Origin of the sequence: Chryseobacterium pyrolae (assembly GCF_025153485.1) — a bacterium.
In the GTDB taxonomy this organism is placed as follows: Bacteria; Bacteroidota; Bacteroidia; order Flavobacteriales; family Weeksellaceae; genus Chryseobacterium; species Chryseobacterium antibioticum.
Genome location: NZ_JANZQH010000012.1, coordinates 86,567 through 106,605 on the forward strand (window position 1 = coordinate 86,567; position 20,039 = coordinate 106,605).

27 protein-coding genes are annotated in these 20,039 nt (G+C 37.6%); 18 read left to right on the forward strand and 9 right to left on the reverse strand.

The genetic code is table 11. The features are described 5' to 3' along the window. Positions 1-68: 68 nt before the first annotated feature. The 8 genes from NZD88_RS19685 to gldB all read right to left on the reverse strand — a co-directional run bounded on the left by NZD88_RS19685 (position 69) and on the right by gldB (position 5,615). The gene (locus NZD88_RS19685; protein ID WP_259831385.1) at positions 69-407 is read right to left on the reverse strand and encodes a hypothetical protein; all 339 of its coding nucleotides are present in this window, start codon (positions 405-407) and stop codon (positions 69-71) included. A 373-nt stretch (positions 408-780) separates the two neighbouring features. Beyond that, entirely contained in the window at positions 781-1,287 is a 507-nt protein-coding gene (locus NZD88_RS19690) for a DinB family protein (RefSeq protein WP_259831387.1), read from the reverse strand. A 121-nt stretch (positions 1,288-1,408) separates the two neighbouring features. Next, positions 1,409-1,861 (reverse strand): GNAT family N-acetyltransferase, encoded by a 453-nt coding sequence (locus NZD88_RS19695; RefSeq protein ID WP_259831389.1) that lies wholly within the window; start codon positions 1,859-1,861, stop codon positions 1,409-1,411. A 5-nt stretch (positions 1,862-1,866) separates the two neighbouring features. Further along, entirely contained in the window at positions 1,867-2,349 is a 483-nt protein-coding gene (locus NZD88_RS19700; RefSeq protein ID WP_259831391.1) for a nuclear transport factor 2 family protein, read from the reverse strand. A gap of 20 nt (positions 2,350-2,369) precedes the next feature. Continuing rightward, positions 2,370-3,512 (reverse strand): cystathionine gamma-synthase, encoded by a 1,143-nt coding sequence (locus NZD88_RS19705; protein WP_259831432.1) that lies wholly within the window; start codon positions 3,510-3,512, stop codon positions 2,370-2,372. Positions 3,513-3,523: 11 nt separating this feature from the next. Then, positions 3,524-4,084, reverse strand: coding sequence for a hypothetical protein (locus NZD88_RS19710; RefSeq protein ID WP_259831392.1), 561 nt, complete (start codon positions 4,082-4,084; stop codon positions 3,524-3,526). 31 nt (positions 4,085-4,115) lie between these two features. Continuing rightward, positions 4,116-4,442 (reverse strand): gliding motility protein GldC, encoded by a 327-nt coding sequence (gene gldC / locus NZD88_RS19715; protein WP_169236241.1) that lies wholly within the window; start codon positions 4,440-4,442, stop codon positions 4,116-4,118. Positions 4,443-4,631: 189 nt separating this feature from the next. Then, complete coding sequence (gene gldB, locus NZD88_RS19720) at positions 4,632-5,615, reverse strand: gliding motility lipoprotein GldB (RefSeq protein WP_259831393.1); 984 nt, start codon at positions 5,613-5,615, stop codon at positions 4,632-4,634. Positions 5,616-5,667: 52 nt separating this feature from the next. On the opposite strand from gldB, the gene NZD88_RS19725 reads away from it, so the two are divergent. From NZD88_RS19725 to NZD88_RS19770, 10 genes are all read left to right on the forward strand, one after another. Next, the gene (locus NZD88_RS19725) at positions 5,668-6,309 is read left to right on the forward strand and encodes a leucine-rich repeat domain-containing protein (RefSeq protein WP_259831394.1); all 642 of its coding nucleotides are present in this window, start codon (positions 5,668-5,670) and stop codon (positions 6,307-6,309) included. Positions 6,310-6,318: 9 nt separating this feature from the next. Further along, on the forward strand, positions 6,319-6,843 hold the full coding sequence (locus NZD88_RS19730; protein ID WP_259831395.1) for a GNAT family N-acetyltransferase: 525 nt from the start codon (positions 6,319-6,321) through the stop codon (positions 6,841-6,843). A 58-nt stretch (positions 6,844-6,901) separates the two neighbouring features. Next, a complete protein-coding gene (locus tag NZD88_RS19735; RefSeq protein WP_259831396.1) occupies positions 6,902-7,045 on the forward strand; it encodes a hypothetical protein in 144 nt (47 codons plus the stop codon). A 317-nt stretch (positions 7,046-7,362) separates the two neighbouring features. After that, a complete protein-coding gene (nadE, locus tag NZD88_RS19740; RefSeq protein WP_259831397.1) occupies positions 7,363-8,157 on the forward strand; it encodes an NAD(+) synthase in 795 nt (264 codons plus the stop codon). Positions 8,158-8,186: 29 nt separating this feature from the next. Then, positions 8,187-8,702 carry a ribonuclease domain-containing protein gene (locus NZD88_RS19745; RefSeq protein WP_259831399.1) on the forward strand — a complete coding sequence of 172 codons (516 nt, stop codon included), beginning with the start codon at positions 8,187-8,189 and terminating at the stop codon, positions 8,700-8,702. Next, the gene (locus NZD88_RS19750) at positions 8,689-9,303 is read left to right on the forward strand and encodes a matrixin family metalloprotease (protein ID WP_259831401.1); all 615 of its coding nucleotides are present in this window, start codon (positions 8,689-8,691) and stop codon (positions 9,301-9,303) included. The genes NZD88_RS19745 and NZD88_RS19750 overlap by 14 nt, the downstream gene beginning before the upstream one ends. Then, complete coding sequence (locus NZD88_RS19755) at positions 9,300-9,620, forward strand: barstar family protein (RefSeq protein ID WP_259831403.1); 321 nt, start codon at positions 9,300-9,302, stop codon at positions 9,618-9,620. The genes NZD88_RS19750 and NZD88_RS19755 overlap by 4 nt, the downstream gene beginning before the upstream one ends. A gap of 335 nt (positions 9,621-9,955) precedes the next feature. Next, positions 9,956-10,747, forward strand: a complete 792-nt coding sequence (locus NZD88_RS19760) for a hypothetical protein (RefSeq protein WP_259831405.1) — start codon at positions 9,956-9,958, stop codon at positions 10,745-10,747. 42 nt (positions 10,748-10,789) lie between these two features. Beyond that, positions 10,790-11,584 (forward strand): hypothetical protein, encoded by a 795-nt coding sequence (locus tag NZD88_RS19765; RefSeq protein WP_259831408.1) that lies wholly within the window; start codon positions 10,790-10,792, stop codon positions 11,582-11,584. A 38-nt stretch (positions 11,585-11,622) separates the two neighbouring features. Then, entirely contained in the window at positions 11,623-12,438 is an 816-nt protein-coding gene (locus NZD88_RS19770; RefSeq protein WP_259831410.1) for a hypothetical protein, read from the forward strand. An 89-nt stretch (positions 12,439-12,527) separates the two neighbouring features. On the opposite strand, the gene pafA is transcribed toward NZD88_RS19770, so the two are convergent. Continuing rightward, positions 12,528-14,174: an alkaline phosphatase PafA gene (pafA, locus tag NZD88_RS19775; protein WP_259831412.1), complete on the reverse strand. Its 1,647-nt coding sequence runs from the start codon at positions 14,172-14,174 to the stop codon at positions 12,528-12,530. Between the two features lie 101 nt (positions 14,175-14,275). Here pafA and NZD88_RS19780 point away from each other — a divergent pair, with 101 nt between their 5' ends. From NZD88_RS19780 to NZD88_RS19815, 8 genes are all read left to right on the forward strand, one after another. Continuing rightward, complete coding sequence (locus NZD88_RS19780; protein ID WP_259831415.1) at positions 14,276-15,055, forward strand: hypothetical protein; 780 nt, start codon at positions 14,276-14,278, stop codon at positions 15,053-15,055. A 9-nt stretch (positions 15,056-15,064) separates the two neighbouring features. After that, the gene (locus NZD88_RS19785) at positions 15,065-15,457 is read left to right on the forward strand and encodes a VOC family protein (protein ID WP_259831417.1); all 393 of its coding nucleotides are present in this window, start codon (positions 15,065-15,067) and stop codon (positions 15,455-15,457) included. A 24-nt stretch (positions 15,458-15,481) separates the two neighbouring features. Then, positions 15,482-16,015, forward strand: coding sequence for a GNAT family N-acetyltransferase (locus NZD88_RS19790; protein ID WP_259831419.1), 534 nt, complete (start codon positions 15,482-15,484; stop codon positions 16,013-16,015). Between the two features lie 98 nt (positions 16,016-16,113). Further along, positions 16,114-16,698: a TetR/AcrR family transcriptional regulator gene (locus NZD88_RS19795; protein ID WP_259831422.1), complete on the forward strand. Its 585-nt coding sequence runs from the start codon at positions 16,114-16,116 to the stop codon at positions 16,696-16,698. 71 nt (positions 16,699-16,769) lie between these two features. Continuing rightward, positions 16,770-17,507, forward strand: a complete 738-nt coding sequence (locus NZD88_RS19800; protein WP_259831424.1) for an SDR family oxidoreductase — start codon at positions 16,770-16,772, stop codon at positions 17,505-17,507. Positions 17,508-17,724: 217 nt separating this feature from the next. Beyond that, on the forward strand, positions 17,725-17,961 hold the full coding sequence (locus NZD88_RS19805; protein ID WP_259831425.1) for a bacteriocin-like protein: 237 nt from the start codon (positions 17,725-17,727) through the stop codon (positions 17,959-17,961). Positions 17,962-18,094: 133 nt separating this feature from the next. Then, complete coding sequence (locus tag NZD88_RS19810) at positions 18,095-18,673, forward strand: hypothetical protein (RefSeq protein ID WP_259831426.1); 579 nt, start codon at positions 18,095-18,097, stop codon at positions 18,671-18,673. A 68-nt stretch (positions 18,674-18,741) separates the two neighbouring features. Next, positions 18,742-19,659: an alpha/beta fold hydrolase gene (locus tag NZD88_RS19815; RefSeq protein WP_259831428.1), complete on the forward strand. Its 918-nt coding sequence runs from the start codon at positions 18,742-18,744 to the stop codon at positions 19,657-19,659. Positions 19,660-20,039: the final 380 nt, after the last annotated feature.

Below are 20,039 nucleotides of genomic sequence, written 5' to 3' on the forward strand. Positions count from 1 at the left end.
GCCTTATTTGATTGATTACCATAAAAAAACGGGCTAAAGCCCGTTTCTACTGAATATTTTTTCTTTCACTACAATTCATTAAAGAACGCACTGAAATAACTTTTTTGGGGCTCTATCGTTGTTTGATTTAAGATTTTCGTGAACGCTCTTTTAGTAAAATGCTGGGAAAACAAAACCGGAAAATTGGTTTTTCTCCCTTCTTTTATTAACGTGTATAAAATCTCGTTGTCTTTAAAGAATACAATTGTAGTCTGTTCAAATTCTTCTGAACTAAAGCTATCGGTGGATTCATTAAGGAGTATGAGGTTCCCAGACCATTTGGAAATTCTGAAATTATATTTTTTACCATATTCAATAATTCTCTTTTTAGCTTCTTCTTTATGGATGTTGAATTTTATTGTTTTCAATCTTTTTTCTGAAAACTTACAGTATAAAGTATATAAGAAAAATGTAATTACAACAATCAAAACAACATATTCAAATCCATTTTTTGAAAATGATTCTAATTCTGAGAAACAAAGTCCCATTTCCGTAATCAATAATAAAAAAATGAAATAAATGAAAATTGTGTCAAACTTACTATAACCGCCTTCTTCATAAACCAGTTTCTTTAATTCAATGCTTTTATTAATATCCAAATTTTTTAATGTCCTCATCACAAATTTGAGTAAAACTTTTTAACAAAATTACAAAAAACGGGCTAAAACCCGTTCCTGTTAAATTTTATGCCTATTGTTAAAGATCTACCATCTTGGTTTACTGGTTATTCAAATCTAAAACCTATTCCAATCCTGGCAAGTATCTCTCTTTAATTATACTCAAATGATGATAATTATGTCCCACAATCAGTTTTCCGATTGTTTCCACAGCCAATTGATTTCCGTTGGCTATCCCTGTATTATTTAAAACAGATGGTTCAAGGGTTTCAATTAGAATTTGTGAAGACCTTCTTACAAGTTTGTACTCTTCCAAAAGAGATTCTAAAGATCTGTTATTGGCAAAAGAAGCCGAGGCATACTCTTCTTCATCGAAGCCCGGCAATTCTGCTTTATCACCTCTTGCAAAAGCCAGAATTCTGTATTGAAATATCCTTTCGGTATCAGATAAATGGAGTAAAAGTTCTTTCAGGGTCCATTTTCCTTCTGCGTAAGCAAAAAGAGACTGTTCTTCTGTAAAAGCAGCATATATTTCTGCCGTTTTCTCGCCAGATATTTTTAATTCTCCAATCCAGTCCTCAGAAGGAATCTGGTCCAGATATCTTTGTACGTATTTTTGAAAATCAGACATATTTTTTGAATTATAAGTTATTAGTGATGAATGAAAAGTGATGAATGATGAATGAAAAAATCAGTGGTGATGGTTTAGAAAAGACCATTTCCTATTGACTTAATTCTTCATTTTTAATTTTTTAATTCCCCTTATTCGTCCGTTCATAAAAATTCACAGAGTCATAGAGTTCGAAGCCGCAGGCTGGATATAACTGGTTTCCGACCTCATTGCTTTTTCCAGTTTCCAGCAGAACTCCGCACGCGTTTGATGCTCTGCACAATTCTTTGGCTTCTTCGATCAGTTCTTTGGAATAGCCTTCCCCTCTGTGATTTTCGTTGACATAGAGATCATTCAGCAGCCAGTATCGCTGCATTCTTGTGGATGAAAATATAGGATACAGCTGGACAAATCCTGTCAGTTTTCCATCTTCTTCTGCCACAAAAATTTCGGAGTCTTTGTTCCCGATCCTTTCTCTGAGAAAATTTTCAGCAGCAGGAATATCAGATTCTTTATGATAAAAAATCCTGTATTGGTCAAATAATTCCGCCAACTGATTCACATCTTCAAAAGTAGCTTTTCTGGTATTTTTCATATGGCTTATAAATGATGATCATAGCTCAATACCCTTTTCATTTTCCACTGTTTATCTTCTAAAATCCACAAAATAGTAAATTTTGCTCTGCTCCCCTGATTCCATTTTCCATTGGAAAATTCGAAAAAATCATGCTCTCCTTCTTCTATGAAAGCATACAGAACATTATTGTTGTATAAAGGATAAACTTTCATACTGTTGGGTACGAGGTCACGCTTCACTTTATTGGGTCCGCCACAGATATTATTTTTAATGGAAGCGGTAAAAGCTTTCTCACCGGAAGTGATTCCTCCTTTATCGTGGTAAAACTCCAGATCGTTGCTGACTATAGATTTATAATGAGAAAGATCGCACTTATTAAATCCTATATCAAAGATCAGACTGTCCAGCTTTTTGGCCGTTTTATACAATTCATCAGTAGTTTTTACCTGAGAATATACCATCTGACTGAAAAAACTTAAGATCAAAAAAAATTGAACCTTTCTCATTATATTTTTATTTTAGTGTATTAAGAAAAAGCTCTCTCAAGATCTGCGATCAGGTCTTCAGCATCTTCAATCCCAACGCTTAAACGTACAAGATCATCTGTAATACCTAGTTCTTCACGCTTATCTGCAGGAATAGACGCATGTGTCATCAACGCAGGGTGATTCGCTAAAGATTCTACTCCTCCTAAAGATTCTGCCAGAGTAAATACTCTTACTTTCTCAAGGAATTTAACGGCATCTTCTTTTTTTCCTGATTTGAAAGTGAAGGAAACCATTCCTCCCGGTTCTCTCATTTGAGATTTTGCAAGTTCGTATTGAGGGTGAGATTCCAATCCCGGATAAATCACTCTATCCACTGCAGGATGAGTTTCCAGATATTTGGCCACTGCAAGTCCGTTGTCTGAGTGACGCTGCATTCTTAATGCTAAAGTTTTGATCCCTCTTAAAACAAGGTAAGAATCATGAGGTCCTAAAATACCACCACTCGCAAACTGGATGAAGTGAAGTTTTTCTCCCAGTTCAGCATCTTTTGCGATCAATGCTCCGGCAATTACATCTGAATGCCCACCTAAATATTTTGTAGCTGAGTGCATTACGATATCTGCTCCCAAATCAATAGGTCTCTGGATATAGGGTGTTGCGAAAGTATTATCTACAGCAACCAGGATATCTTTTCCTTTGGCCATTTCCACCACGGCTTTGATGTCTACCAGTTTCATCAAAGGATTCGTAGGCGTTTCTACCCAGATCAGTTTTGTTTTGTCTGTGATGACGTCGGCAATTTTCGAAACATCATCAAAATTCACGAAAGTAAATTTAAGCTGATATTTTTCAAAAAGTCTTGTAAACATTCTGTAAGTACCGCCGTAAAGGTCATCTACCGCTACTACCTCGTCACCGGGGTTCAATAATTTCAAAACACAGTCGATAGCAGCCAGTCCGGAACCGAAAGCAAGACCTCTTGCTCCGTTCTCAATGCTGGCCAAAGAGTCTTCTAATGCCTGTCTTGTAGGGTTGGCAGCTCTTGAATATTCATATCCGGAATGTACTCCAGGACTTTTCTGTGCAAATGTAGACGTTAAAAATACAGGAACATTAACAGAACCTGTTGCAGACTCGTGGTGCTGCCCTCCGTGAATTACTTTTGTATTAAAATTCATAATATTTTTATTTTTTATAAGCCTCCCATAAAAAAATCAAGGCTCTTTGAAACGTTATCAGATTTTCTTTTCACCTCCAGCTTTCCGTTAAAAGCATAAGCCAGAACTTCTATATCTTCCGGAACTTTATCTGGAACAGTAGTGGTAAAAGAGGCCTGATATTCACTGTTTTCGTATTTATCAGTGCTGGTTTCCTTAAGTTCTTCAAACTTTCCGTTGATTTTGAGAATTATTTTTTTCAGGGAATCATCTATATAAGCAATATCTGAGCCGTTTCCTTTAATGAAATCATCCATGCTGGGAACAAGCTCCATCACAGATTCACCTTCCATATCATGAGGATGAAGGCTTCCCTTTAACATCGCTGCTGGAATATCCTTTTCTTTGAATAAAGCAATATTCATATCCGCGTTTTCAGAAACATTCTCCGTCCCGGAAACTTCTTTATTTTCAGAAGCCGGAAGTTTTTCTGTCGTTACAGCAGAATCTGCTGTTTTTGTTTCCTTTACCTCAGTTTTCTTTTCGCACGCGGCCAACAATACCGCCGTACTGATGATTAGAAGTACTTTTTTCATATAATTTTGTGATTGGTGTGGAGTTTTGGTATTACAATCTGATAGCTGATTTTACTGCAAACTCATCAGCAATCTGCTCCAGCCATTGTGCTACATCCTCTTCTCCCGTAGCTCTCTGGTACGTACTTCCTAAAGATACCAAAATCTGGTGAATAAACATCTTCATCTGGTCTACCGGCATTTCTTTTGTCCAAAGATCGATTCTTAAAGCTTCCATTGTTTTGTCGTCCCAAACAGAGATCATCGTTGCTTTCGTTTCTTCTTTTTCCACACCACCGTCCTGAGCGTTCCATGTTATACTTTCAGGAATGTGGTTCTCATCCAACTCTACATCTATTGTAATCTGAGTTTTTCTCATATCAATTTAAAAATTTTCCGCAAAGTTAATACTTCTTCAGCTTATCTAAAATTTCTACGAAGTTATCTTCATCAGGAAATGGTTTATTAAAGTAAAAAATATTTCCTTCACAAAACACAGAAATATGAGTCTTTAAAATTAAAAAAAATAACCTCCAATTGATTTGAAGGTTATCATTTATTTCAACCGTTACGGTTTTTTAGGTTTGTAAACCGCTTCATTAAATATCTTTGTGGCATCCTGCTTTAAGAAATCCGCCAGTTTGGTTTCGGGTTTCTGTCTGAAATAGGCTTTGCATATCTGCCATCCTGTAAAGATTCCAATCTGAGGCGAAGATTCGTTATCAATTTCCGTATAGAATTTTGAGAATGGTCCGGGAGAAATGAAACGTTCTACCAGTCTTGGGTCATCTCCGAAAATCAGGTTACTTTCCACGAAATAATTCCAGATATTGGATTCATTCGCTACAGCCCATTCGTATTGCTTTTTGGTGTAATTCATTTTCAGATAATCCGGTGTATCGGGAAGGAAAGCATCCTGCAGGATCATAACTTTTCCGTTCAGAATAACTTTGTCTATAAATTTCTGGTGATCACGAGATTCCGTAACAATACTTTCAGCAAAGATCTGAGAAACTTTAGGAACAATATTCTGAGGATTCATCGATTTCTGAAAATAGAGTTCGAGTCCTTTGTAATTGGCATTGCCATCCCCCATAAATCCTGTAATATCTATGAATAACAGATTTCCTTTAGAATCATAAAAAATAGGATCCTGAATCATCTGCAATGCGGACGAAAACAGATAAACCTTAGGGCTTTTGAACTGTGGAAAATAATATTTCATATGGGCAAACAGATCCTGAAGCTCTTTTTGAAGCTTTGCCTCATCTATTTTTCCTGCTGCTTCTTTATAGATCTTGATCTCTTTCTCATCTGCTCTTCTTTTTCCAAAATCTGCATCAGAAACGGTTCCCTGGAACCATGGAAATTTAGCTTTAAACTGATCCAGAGGAATATCCGGATTATAAAATTCCTTGGAAATATCAGTTACTTCCACTTTTTCTGCAGTATTTTTCACTTCTACTTTCCACTGATTTTCGGGTTCTTTTTTACAAGAATCCAAAGCGAGAACTAAAATAGAAGAAAGGGCAATAATTTTAAAAATCTTCATTATTTTTACATGAAATTTAAGTGTACAAAAATAAGGATTAAAAACACAATCGATGAGGAAAATTAAAATATTTGTAACCTTGGGCCTGATTATTTCAGGATTTTCTCTTTTCTGTGCTCAAAAAATTAATTTTAAAGATCAAAACTTTGAAAAGGCTGTGCTTGAAAATTTTGACCTTAATAAAAACGGTTCACTGGAACAGCTGGAGGCAGATGCGGTTGCTAATTTATTTCTGGTTCAGAAAGGCATTAAATCAGCCGAAGATTCACACCACTTTCCCAATGCTAAAATGATCGTGCTTGATGACAATGCTATTTCTAGCGTTTCTATTAGCAAACTCCCCCATCTCGAACTGTTTTCCTGTACGGGATGCAAGATATCTTCTTTCAGAGGAGAAAGCCTTAAAAATCTGGCTTCACTGTATCTTGATAACAACCTTCTGGAGAATATTTCATTAAATGAAACTCCAAGAATTGATCAATTAACATTATCTTTAAATCAACTAAAAACCATCGATATCACTGCGCTCAAAAATTTACGAAAGCTGAACGTCGAACATAATAAGATTCAAAAACTTGACATTTCCGGAAATCCAGCCCTTCAGACACTGAATGTGGGAGGAAATAAAATCAAAGAAGCGGATATTAATAAGGGAATAAAAACCGATGTAACTATTTTTGGAACTGAGCCCTAAATTATGACTATGAAAATAGAAACAAAAAGACTGATCTTAAAAAAACTTGAAGAAACAGATGTTGAACGCATGTTTTTGCTGGATTCGAACCCGGAAGTGATGAAATACATTGGTGTTCCGGTACTCACAAAACCGGAAGAATCATTAAATGTGATCAGAATGATCCGTAAACAATATGAGGAAAACGGGACAGGAAGACTTGCTGTAATTGAAAAGGAAACCGGTCTTCTGATCGGCTGGAGCGGTTTAAAACTGCTGACACAGCCAATCAACGGCTATAAAGACGTTCTAGAGTTGGGCTACCGTTTCCTTCCTGAATTCTGGGGGAAAGGTTATGCATTAGAAGCAGCTGAAGCGGCTCTTGATCTCGGGTTTAAGGAGATGAATGCAGAAATCATTTATGCCTGTGCTCATTCTGAGAATAACGGATCCAATCATATACTAAGAAAATTAGGCTTTGAGAAAACGGGTGAATTTACAGAACCTGACGCAGTCTGCAACTGGTATGAACTGAAGAGCGAAAAATATCTTTAGACTTATGTTTACTATGCGGCAGGATAGGTTAAAGATCACAAAAAAGTTTTTGAGCTTGTTGAAGAAGCTTTCAGAGATATGGAATACAGTGACCATTGTGAAAAGACTAAGGGGACATTATACCTTCATTTCCGAACTTTCTCTAATTGCTGAAATCAAAAACGGTGAAATGGCCAGTCATATTTTTATTGCCAAAACTTAAAATAGTGAATGGTGTCGAAACATTTGAATCGCCGGCTCTGGCTCCTTTTCAGAATCGGGAGATTGGAGGACAGCTTCTCCTTCAAGGACATTCAATTGCTAAAGAGCTCGGCTATAGCTCGGTGATTCTGATGGGGGCACAAAAATTATTATCCTAAATCTGGTTACGAAAAAACCAGTAATTTTGGAATATCTTTTCCGTTTGCAATTCTGAAGGTAACGGAATGGTTGTAGAACTAGCAAAGGACGGATTAGAAATATAAAAGGTGTAGTGAAATACCCTTAAAAAAAATTGAAATAGATTAAAAAATATAAACAATGCAGACTCAAAAAGTAATAGATCATCTTGTACAGTGGTTAAAAGATTATGCTGTAAAAGCTAACGTAAAAGGATATGTCATCGGTGTTTCCGGAGGCGTAGATTCCGGGGTGGTTTCTACTCTTGCAGCCATGACAGGATTGAAAACCCTTCTGATTGAAATGCCGATACGCCAGAAACCGGATCAGATAGACCGTGCCTGGGAACATATGAACGACCTGAAATCAAAGTTTCCCAATGTAGAGGCTATGTCTGTGAATCTGACCCCTGCTTTTGAAGAACTTTATAAAACATTTGATGTAAAAGATGACCTGTTTCCTAACGAGAAACTGGCTTTCGCCAATACAAGATCACGTCTGAGAATGCTTACCCTATATTATTATGGGCAGATCAATGGTCTTTTGGTATGCGGAACAGGAAATAAAGTAGAAGATTTCGGAATCGGGTTTTATACAAAATATGGCGACGGCGGTGTAGACGTCTCTCCGATCGCAGATCTTTACAAAACTGAAGTGTATACGCTGGCAAAAGCTTTAAATCTGGTTAAAAACATCCAGGAAGCGATTCCTACGGATGGTCTTTGGGATGTAGACAGAACGGATGAACAACAGATCGGGGCTACCTATCCTGAACTGGAAAAGATCCAGAAAGAATATGGAACCAAAACCGCTGACGATTATGAAGGTCGTGATAAAGAAGTCTTTTTAATTTTTGACCGAATGCATAAAGCAGCTCAACATAAAATCAATCCTATCCCGGTTTGTGATATTCCTGAGGAGTGGAGAAATGATTAGTTCTGAATTATAAATTATAAGTTTTATTTATGAACGGTAAAATAAGATCGGTATTTTTCATTTGTCTGGGGCTTCTGTTCGGAATGTCTGTGATGTATGTCTACAATAATTTTATTGCAGATAAAAAGGGAAAAACAGAAACCGAAAAAACAGAAAATTCACGTTATGGAAGTACTTCCACGGATTCTCAAAGTACCCATGGAGATTCTTCGTCGCAGTCCATAGACCAACTGACAGCAGAAAAAACGGTTATTAATTATGTAAAACAGAACCACAAGCTTCCTGACTATTACATCACTAAAAATGAAGCCAAACAACTGGGCTGGAACCCGGGAAAAGGAAACCTCTGCGATGTATTGCCGGGAAAAGCCATTGGTGGTGATAAGTTCAGCAACCGTGAGAAAAGACTTCCCGGAGATGAAAAATATTATGAAGCAGATGTGAACTACAGCTGTGGCAACCGAAATGCAGACCGGATTATTTTTACAAAAAACGGTGATGTTTATCTGACTAAAAACCATTATAAAAGTTTTGAGAAGCAGTAGTTTTTGTGGTCTGGCAGCAATAGTATCCTTAGCATTTTCATGCTCGGAAAAACAGCAGCCCGAAAAGAGTGGCAAGCCGATGACCATACTGATTCAGCCGTTCAAAGATTTCAGTTCTGAAAACGTGAAACAAACCGCAGGAGAAATCAGGAAAATATATCCTAGCGTGAAAGTTCTTGAGCCCATTGATTTTCCGAAAAATGCCTATTATAAAGCAAGAAACCGCTATCGCGCAGATTCTATCATAAAATTTTTGGATAACCACACAAAAGAAAGTTTTGTTACGATTGGTTTAACTTCAAAAGACATCAGCGTTACTAAAGGAAAAATAAAGGACTACGGAATCATGGGACTTGGTTACAGACCCGGAAAGGCCTGCGTAGCTTCAACATTCAGGCTGAATAAAAAAAATAGGGATGAGCAGTTCTTTAAAATAGCAATCCACGAACTTGGACATACACAGGGACTGAAACACTGTCCTGAAAAAACATGCTTTATGAGAGATGCTGAAGGTGGAAACCCTACTGATGAGGAAACAGATTTCTGCCAGAAATGCAAAACTTTTTTAATGAATAAAAACTGGAAATTTAATTCTATATGAAGACAATATATATCGATTTTACAGACATCGGCGACTACGAAGATTTTTACGCCCAATTAAAGGAAAAAGTGACTCTTCCGGAATATTTCGGAGATAATCTTGACGCTTTGTCTGACGTCATTACCGGAGAGCTGGAAATGCCGCTTCACCTTGAATTCGTCAATATGACGGTAGACCAACTGGAGATCTTTGAAGATTTGCTGACGACCCTTGAGGACGCGGAAGATGAAATAGAGGATTTCAGTTTCACGTATTACCTGGAGCAGTATGAAGAAGACGAAAACGAGGATGAGGATGTCGCTGAAGACAAAGAATAATTTCACCTGAATAAAAACAAAACTCGCAGAAAATCCTGCGAGTTTTTTTTGGGAAAAACCGAGGAATTTGGATGAGTTATGTACGTAACTCGGCTTACATTGTTCCCTACATATGAAGTATCATCGCGGAACCTATGATTGCATTTCCGTCGACAGAAACATTAGAATTAATAAAAAAACAGATATCAAAATACAGTTTAAATCAAAAGAAAAAAAAACTAAATCAACATCATAAAATTATTTAAAATGATTTTTATTCAAAATAATTACAAAAATTTAGAATAAAATTAATTATCGGAATATTTTTTGATAAACCTAAATAAAACTAAACAGCGATGAAAACGATGAACTTTATTATTCCTTTACTATTGGCCTGCTTTTCCATTTCAGAAGCACAGGTAGGAATTGGAATAAATTCACCCAACGCCAATGCAGGAGTGGATGTAACCAGCACCAATAAGGGTGTACTCCTTCCAAGACTTGCCCTTGTTTCTACCAATAGCGCCTCTCCCCTTTCAGCCCATGTTGCCGGAATGACCGTATACAATACAGCTACCAATACTTCAGTACCCGCCAACCCTGTATATCCGGGAGAGTACTATAATGACGGTACCCAATGGTTAAGGAAATCTACCTGGAATGATGCCAGAATGATTACCGGAGGAAGCATAAGCGACCCTATTGCGCTGATCACAACAGACGTTGTTGCCGAAACAGCATCCAATATAACATTGAGTACTGTTTCCTTTACTTTAGACAGACCGTCTACCGTAGAGTTCAGTGCCAATATTTCTACAAAGTATACCGCTTCCGGAAGCAATACAACCCCTTTATCAGACGGAGCCATAAAATTATGTACGGTCAACTTTCAGTTCACTACAGCTCCTGCAGGAGTTTCTACGACTGCTTTTTTTGGTGATCACTCCACCTCTTACACGAATTCACTTTCTGCTGCCGGGACTGCAACAGGAGATGTTTATCTGAATCCGTATAGCGTAGTCACTTTGCCAGTAGGAAGCTATGTCCTGATTGTAAGAGGAACGGTTTTAAGCGGAACTGCCTTTAGAATAGGCTTTGGCGGAGGTACCCATGATATGATCCAAGTCATAGCTACCCCATTACAGTAACGGGAAGCCTTTTTATTTTTAACATCATTAAAATATGATACAATGAAAAAAATTAAATATACAATCCCGTTCTTTCTGCTTTTCTTTTTATTGACAAATGCTCAGGTTGGCGTGGGATTAGCCAGCCCAAATGCTAATGCTCAGCTGGATATCACAAGTGCCAATAAAGGGTTTTTACTACCGAGACTGGCATTAATCGCTACCAATAATCCTTCACCACTAACAGCTCACGTAGCCGGTATGACGGTATACAATACTGCCACCAATACTTCTGTAGCAGCCAATCCCGTGTATCCGGGTGAATATTATAATGACGGAACACAATGGCAAAGAAAATCCGCTTTGAACGATGTGAGAATGATAACGGGAGGTACAATCGCTGATTTACTTTCCCCTATCACCGTAGATGTTGCAGCAGGCACTCCCGCCACTACTACTTTAAGTACGTTTTCCTTTACTCTGGACAGACCATCCAGAGTAGAGTTCGGAGGTAATATTTCCACATCTTTTACGGTGAGTGGTGACAGCACTACGCCACTGGGAGATTCGTCAGTAAAATTGGCAACTGTGAATTTTGTATTTACCACAGCACCAGCCGGAATAGCTGTCAATGCTCCATTTGGAGACAGTACAGTAACTTATATGAATGCCATCACGGCTAATATAACGACCATTACAGGAAATCTGTATACTGCTCCGCATGCTATCCTCCAATTGCCAGCGGGAAACTATGTGGTTAATTTAAACGGAGTGGCATCCAGCAGTAATGCTTTTAGAATTATGTATGGGTCCGGAATCCGTGATATGGCCCAGATTAAAGCCACGCCTACAAAATAACGGTAAGATTTTTAATATGAACTAACTAAAACCTAATCATGAAAAATATATTTCTGACAGTCCTTGCTTTTCTAGGTATTTCATCCCAGACGATGGCTCAAGTGGGAATAGGCCTTGCTTCACCCAATACCAATGCAATGCTGGAGGTAAGCAGTACAAATAAAGGGATATTGCTTCCCAGAATAGCTCTTACAGCGACCAATAATTCGTCACCACTTTCAGCACATGTGGCAGGAATGAGTGTATACAATACCGCAACCAATACCTCTGTACCAACCAATCCTGTGTATCCGGGAGAGTATTATAATGACGGCACCCAATGGCAGAGAAAATCAGCCTGGTCTGAAAGAACAATGCTTTCAGGGGGAACCCTAGGTGGAGACGCACTGGCTACAACAGCTCTGGATGTTCCGGCAGCTACAACCAGCGGCTCTATTACCACCATTACGCTGGCTACAATATCTTTTACTTTAAGCAAACCTTCTTTAGTGGAGTTTAATTCCAACATCTCTGCTATTTTCACCAATTTTGGTATTGCCCCGGGCGCTACCGGAGCAGGAATAACGGATAATGCAGTGAAACTTTGTAATATGTACTACTCATTTACGGCTGCGCCGGCCGGTATACCTATCAATAACGCATTCGGAATATCTTCCCTATCTTATATTAATAGTTTTGCCACTTTTATCACCACTGGTAATTTTTATCTTGTGCCCCGCACTACACTTAATTTACCAGCAGGAAATTATACCATTACGTTAAACGGCGCCGGTGCCAGTGGAATTGCTTTCAGAGTAACATTTGGTTCAGGAAACCGTGATACCATTAATATAAGGGCGACTCCTTCCAAATAATATCTTTATCGTTGATTGAAATTAAAAAAAGAGATGCAAAAACTGCATCTCTTTAATTGTACATGATAAAAAGTGTTCCGGAATATTTATTATCTTCCAATAACCTCTGTGATCGGGTTTCCTACGTTTCCACTTGGGAACTGAATTTTCAGTAATGATGAAATGGTAGGTGCAATATCAGTCATGTTATATGCTTTATTACTTTCTCCTTTCTGAATTCCCCAGCCCATAAAGATCAATGGAATATGGGAGTCATAAGAATTCCATACACTGTGTGTAGTTCCAGTCTTGGAATATGGAGGAAGCATAGAATCGTGGGAGATCAGCTGGATATCACCGCTTCTTTGTCTGTTGATTCCGTTGATGATTCTCTGTTTGATGGGTTCCGGAATCGTAGCTTCCTGAACTTCATCTACAGAGACTGCATATAAAACGGTAGGATCTTTCTGCAATTCTTTGATTGTAAAATCTCTCAGATCATCCAACTCTATTTTGTTATCCTGCATCAGCTTTCTGTCGAAATAGATCTGGTAATTGTCTACTGCATTGATCAGCTTATCAACTCCGAATTTATCTTTCAGTTTTTGATTGATATCTTTTTCCATTCCATCCCCAAAGAATCCTGTAGTGATCTTATGCTCTTTCAAAAATCCTACTGAATGAGCTCCACCGTGGTCGGCAGAAAGGAAAACAGTGTACTCTCCTTTTCCTACTTTTGAATCCAGATAGCTGAAAAACTCGGCAAGATCCTGATCAAGTCGTAAATATACATCTTCCACTTCGATAGAATTAGGTCCGAATTTGTGACCTGCATAATCCGTAGAAGCCAGGTTGATTGCTAAAAAGTCGGTAATAGTATCACCTCCTAACTTTTCGCCTTCTACAGAAGCTTCAGCCAGTTTCAGTGTCAGTGTATTTCCAAAAGGAGTATAGCGGATATTATCTTTTTTCGTCTGATAATCCTGAGCTAAATTGCTGTAAGGGAAAACAGGTGTTTTCGCGCTTCCAAGCAGTCCTTCCCAAGAAGAATTATCCGGTGAACTTTCTGTATATTGATTGATCGGAAGTAAAGTATTCCAACCGTTTGCTACTAATTTTTCAGGCAGATTCTGGGAATTGAAAGACTTTACCCACTGAGGCAGGTCAGTCATATACCAGGTGCTTGTAATAAAGTTTCCGGTACTATCATCAAACCAGAACGCTCCGTTCGGCGTATGGCCTGCAGGAAGAATCGAAGCACGGTCTTTTAATGAAACTCCGATTACTTTTCCCTGGAAGTTGGTAGCCAGTCTCAATTCGTCTGTAACGGTGGTAGACCAAAGGTTTTTCGGAGAATGACTTCCCGTTTTCGCATTGGTTGTTCCTACAGGCTGAACGCTTTCGTCTGCCGTACAGTATACATTTTTTCCGGTTTCTTTATCCGTCCAGTCATTTCCGGCAATCCCGTGGATCGCAGGTACCGAACCTGTATAGATGCAGGTATGTCCCAAAGCCGTAATGGTAGGTACGTAAGGGATGTGGACGTTATTTAAAGAATATCCTGTATTCAGGAGCCTTTTAAAACCATCATTTCCGTATTTACCGTAAAAACGGTACAGATAATCCCACCTCATCTGGTCTACAACCAGTCCTACAACTAATTTGGGTCTTTCTAATTGAGAGTTTTTGTTCTTCTGAGCATTGATTGTCATTACGGACAAAAGGGCTGCTGCCACAATTGAAATTTTCCTAAGCATCTAGTAAATTTTTGTTGACCACAAATTTACGGGTTTTGAATGTTTTGGAGTGTGAAATTTTATTTAAATTTGGGAACATCTTTAAACCAAGGCATGCAGTAATGATTTTAGGCGTATACTGGTATTTTAAATTTCCCGAAAACTTATACCGTTTCCAGTTTTTTAAATTTTTCAAAGGAATTGGAGGCCATGCCAATAATCTTGCCGAGCTGGAAGCCAGAGTTTCAGTAGAGCATCCTGAAAACCTCATCAAAAAACTGGAGGAATTACATTTCCGTTTTAAAAGAATGTATCTGGATATTAAGATCAATGAAAACCAGTTATTGATCTCGACAGGTGACTACACCCTTTTTGATGAGCATTTTCAGTTCGTCTCAGAGATAGAGAAGCTGCTGATTCTTGCCAATGCAAACGTAATTGACTCTTCTTTTGAAGTAAGATTAAGCAGAAATTTAAGACCGGAAAATGTAAAATATGAGACCATTGAACATTGGTTTATCCAAATCATCGGTTCAGATTTCAAAAAAGATAATGCTGAAAATCTTTCAATAAGAATTGATTGTAATCTCCCACTTTCCTATAAAAAAGACTTCATTGATGATATTGTTGTTATCTGTACTGAAGAGAATATCCATGTATTCTACTATTTTGATCGGGACTTTGAAGACCAATGCAATCTGATGCTTTTCTTCTCCAATGGAAGACAGATGGAAAATGCCGTTCAAAATGTCAATATCAATGCATTTGAAAGTAAGGTACGTGAGCTGGAACAGAAGTATCCGCTTCATTTCGGGCATTTCGGAGGGAGGGACAATTATCCGCGGAACGGTCCTCATACGGAGCTGGTCACGGACGAAGAATACATTATAAATAAAAAATAAAAACCCACTATGATCAAATTCAAATACGTCATTTTATACGTTGAAGATGTTGAAAAGTCGATGAACTTTTACCACGAAACATTTGATACACCCATTAAATTCATCACGCCTGAAAAAGATTACGGAGAATTGATTAGCGGAGAAACCAGTCTGGCTTTCGCATCCGTACATCTGGCCAACTCCAATATAAAGAAGGGATTTTTATCTTCCAGGTCTGAAGAAAAACCTTTCGGAATAGAATTAGGGTTTACGACAGATGACGTAGAGAAACTGGTAGAAAAAGCCATTAAAAATGGAGCGCTCCTGTATGAAGATATCGCTGTAAAACCATGGGGACAAAAGGTAGCCTACGTTAAAGATCTCAACAATTATTTGGTGGAGATCTGTACAGAAATTCAATAAAAATCCATCTCATTCTGCATTTCCATGGAAATAAAAAAATTAGAAAAACTGACTGAAAACCCTACGTCAAACTGGGGACTTAACGGGTACAGCACCGACAAAATATTATCCATCTCTTTTGTTGAATATAGCGGTTCTTTTGAATTTACATTAAGAGAAAAACCGCTGCACTACACCAAAGTCTGGGAAACGAATTCCAGCGATATAGATGATCTTAATGAAATCATAGAAAAAGGACATTCTTTCGGAGTTTTTGAAAATAGGCAACTCATGGGCTGGATCATTGGTGAGCATAGGACCTGGAACAACAGTTTCTACATCGAAAATATACTGATCAGTGAAACGTTCAGAAGAAACGGAGCCGGAGTTCAGCTCATTAAAAGTGCGGTGCATGAAGCCAGAAATTTAAACTGCAGAATTATCGAACTGGAAACACAAAATACCAATTATCCGGCGATACAGTTTTATAGAAGAATGGGCTTCAGCATAACGGGACTGAATACAAGATTGTACGACAATCCTGAGGAAACTGCTGTTTTTATGACTTTAGACTTATAATAAGTTTAATGATCGACAGAAACTATAAAACATATTGAATTTATTATTTTGTACCGAATAGTACAATTATATACCTTTGTCTCAGAAAATGAATCTCAATGGCAGGAAGACCTAAAATATTTGACGAGCATGAAGTGGTAGCAAAAGCCACTGAAGTTTTCAGAGACAAGGGCTACGATACAGCTTCTGCTGACGAGCTGCTACGTGCTATGGGCATCGGGAAAGGCAGTTTCTATCTTACTTTTAAAGGAGGAAAGAAGGAGCTTTATATCCGCTCAATCAGCCAGTTTTCAGACCATTTTTATCAAAAAATTTCGGAAAGTCTTGCAGCATCCGAGAATAAAATCCAATTCCTCAAAAAGTTTTTTCTGAATCTTGCCAACACTTCTGAATGCGACAAAGAACCTGGTTGCTATTTGGGAAATGCTTTGGTACAGCTTTCTGAAAAGGATGATGAAATAAAAAAGATCACAGCTCAAATGCTGAAAAAACTTCAGGTTTTGTTTGCAGAGACTGTCAGAACCGCACAGGAAACCGGGCAGATCATTAGCATTGAAGATCCGGAAATTATCGCATGGCATCTCAGCAATCTATGGAACGGAATTCATGTAACGAAAAGGATGGAAAGCTCACCGGAAATATTGAAAAGCATTATTGAACTGAATCTTAAAATACTGGACTAAAATTTTTTACTCAATTCTGTACCAATTAGTACAATTTAAAAATATCTAATCATTTAATACCAAAAAATATTATGAACATTACCAACAACACGATTTTAATTACTGGCGGAGGATCAGGAATAGGATTGGAAATTGCAAAATCACTTCATGCAACCAACAAAATTATTATTGCCGGAAGAAACAAAGAAAAGCTTGATGCCGCAGCAGAGGGTCTTGACAATGTTTTTACCATTCAGGCTGACATCACCAATGGAAATGATGTAGACCGATTGGCAGAGGAAATTAAAGTGAATTTCGGTGGACTGAATATTCTGATCAATAATGCCGGACACGCCTATGCTTATACGCTTTCCGATACCTCAGACACTTACACCAAAGCTTCTGCAGAATTTGAAACCAATTATTTTGCCCCGATACGTCTGACAGAAAAATTACTTCCTTTATTAAAACAACAGGAAAATGCAGCTGTGGTGAATGTTTCTTCTATTGTAGCATTTGCACCGGGTTCTCATGTCCCAACTTATTCTGATTCTAAAGCGGCGCTCCACTCCTATACAAAATTGCTAAGGTATGAACTGGCCAAAGACACCGCTGTTAAAGTTTTTGAGCTGATGCCGCCACTTGTTAATACAGATCTTTCAGCAGAAATCGGAGGCAGGGAAAATGGTATTCCGGCTTTAGAGGTAGCTGACAGTTTAGTACAAGGCCTGATGAATGATACCTTTGAAATTCGTGTAGGAAACACTGAAGTTCTATACAGCAATTTCTTTGCTGGCTCTGATGGTGCTTTTGAAATGATGAACCAATAGCTGGTTCCATACATCCAGTCTTACTACTGCAGGGGAAGAAATTATTCTTTTCCTGCAGCTTCATTAATATGTCTCATCAAAAAGATCAATTTACCCCATTTTTACGCTATTTAAATTATAAAACATTTAAATATTAAACAATATTAATTAAATCACCTATATGGGTATTAAAAATTTTTATATATTAGTAATCAACAAATTAAAAATATAAACTGCTATGAAAAATTTAAAAAAATTAACGAGGAAGCAGCTGGAATTCATTAGCGGAGGCGATATTGCGTATGCTATATGTGATGTTGACGGAAACTGTCCGCCTACTATAGGAGTCTATTATTGCAGCGGCGGAACCTGTTATAGAGAAAGCGGCGGCGGAGGTAATCCCGGAGGAGAATGTAATGAGCCCAAACATTTATGCCAACCGTGGGAAACCGGATGCGGATGTGTTTACTTTTAAAAAAATATTGTTAGATAAAGAAGGGGGCAGTTTTTACTGCTCTTTTTTTTGTGCCCATAAACCATTAACCCAACCCTACCTGATATCTTAAGCAATAAATATTATATTGCAAACAACCTATAATTTATAACAGATGAGCAACCCCTTAAGAAAGATCATTGAAGCATATAAAAATCATGCGGACGACACTCTTTTAAAAGGCTTCCAGTTTCTTCACAATGGAAAAACAGGTTATTATGATTCTTTTGATGTGAACTACTGGCAGAGAAAAGAATTAATATTCGAACTGTACAATGATTACGGTCTGGAGCACAAACCTCTTATTCAATGGTTACTCAAAGAAGAGCAGAAAGGGTTTCAGATTGATCTTCCCATCTACACTTCAGATGTCTGTGCCTTTATGCTGTACAAATATATGAGTAATGAAGATGTCTATGCCCTTTATCAGACAAAATTCGGGGCGGGCACTGATGCGCAGGTGTATGTAGACATTGAACTGATATTTGGATATGACAAAGAGCAAATGAAGCAATACCTTACATCAGACACAAAAAATAAAGAACTGAATAAGAAAATCCTCACTACCATTGAATATTATGAATCTGATCCGGATATCATATTCAAAACGAGGGACGAGTATATTAATCATTTTGAAAACCAGAAAATAAAGGGTATCAAAGGTGACTTAGAGGACTTTGAAGAAAATCTCTGACAGTTCCTGGATCTTTAATTTTTATTTCTACAAAGTAATAAACACTTCCCTTTAGTTGTTATTATTATATGAAAACCATCTACTTACTTTTGTTTCTTTTTCTTTTTGCGACTGCTGTTTCAGCTCAGAAAAGCAGTTCTGAAGACATTTTTGAGACTTCTGATCACGTTAAAATCAAATATAAGGTTTCCGGAAAAGGAGAAGCCTGCTTGTATGTTCCGGGAGGTCCGGGACAGGGGTATCCATCATTTGAACTTATGGGTGGAAACCATCTTGAAAAAAATATGAAGATGATTTATATGGATCAGCGGGGATCCGGTCAATCCGGAACATCTGAAAATTATCATCTGGAGGCTATGGTTCAGGATATTGAAGAACTTAGGCAACATCTGAAACTTGACAAAATTTTCCTGCTGGCGCATTCTTTCGGAGGAATTATTGCGGTCAATTATGCTAAAAAATATCCTCAGCATACAAAAGGTTTGATTTTATCCAATATCACACTCCATTTTCTGAATAACGAATCGGTGAAGGAACAGATTGAATATGGAAACAGTCTTCTTCTACAGAAAAATAAAGTCGTTCCTGAAGACAGCCTTTCTATTGAACTTTCAAAAATAAGCGCTGCGCTAAGAAAGAAAAGAATGGGCTATAAATTTCTCACTGAAGATATCGAAACCATCAAACAGATGGACAAAATAGACTCGCTTCATCCCAGAATTATCGATTTTGGAATGGCCGTGATCTCAAAACCTAAAGAGTTTCCTGAATATTATGCTGATTATGCACCAGCTACAAAGACCATTCATGTTCCTGTATTAATTATCACCGGAAAAAAGGATAAAGCCGTAGGAACACAGCACTATAAAACGTTTCAGTTTCCTGATCAGAAAGTTGTTTCTATTGATGGAGGGCATCTTTTATACTATGAGAAAAATAGAAAATTCATTAATTCTGTTTGGCATTTCGTCAGCAGACATCATTAAACTTAAGTACTTTCATTAAATTTGCGCCCTTATCATTTTTGGTAAAATATGAAAAAACTACTTTCCATTTTTTGTCTAATCCTGATTCAGTCATTAGTTTACGGTCAAAAAAACCAATAGAATTTTTTTATAAAAAACTGGAATTTTCTAAATACTACCATACGGATATAGCAAATGGACAGTATCTTTAATGGAGCCTCAACAAATGATCCAGAAGCGGGATCTGGAATTTGGTAGGAGATCAAATAGGAGAATTCTTAAAAAATAAAATAGTTTCGGGGGGGGCCAAAGGCGCCCCCCAAAAATTAAAAAAAAATTTAAAAAAAAAAAAAAAAACAATTTTTATTTATATTATTTAAAAAAAAAAAAAATAAAAAAAC